Genomic DNA, 245 nt, shown 5'->3' with positions numbered 1-245 from the left:
CGCCGAGCAACGCGACGGCGCCGAGGGCAGCGCCACCGACTCCACCCGATCCGAACGCGGCCTCGATGATCTTGTCCTTGGCGAAGAATCCCGAGAACGGCGGAATCCCGATGATCGCGAGGTACCCGAAACCGAAGGTGACGAACGTGATCGGCATCAGTGTCCGGAGCCCGCCGTAGCGGCGCATGTCGGTTTCCTCGTTCATCCCGTGCATCACCGAACCGGCGCCGAGGAACAGTCCGGCT

The 245-nt window shown here is 65.3% G+C and carries 1 protein-coding gene; it reads right to left on the bottom strand.

Translation table 11 applies throughout. From position 1 onward, the window contains the following. On the bottom strand, nt 1–245 hold a 245-nt coding region (locus IJ15_RS25150), incomplete at both ends, for a proton-conducting transporter transmembrane domain-containing protein (protein ID WP_037136377.1).

Source organism: Prescottella defluvii (genome assembly GCF_000738775.1).
GTDB classification, from domain to species: domain Bacteria; phylum Actinomycetota; class Actinomycetes; order Mycobacteriales; family Mycobacteriaceae; genus Prescottella; species Prescottella defluvii.
This window is presented reverse-complemented; position numbering and strand designations above follow the sequence as displayed.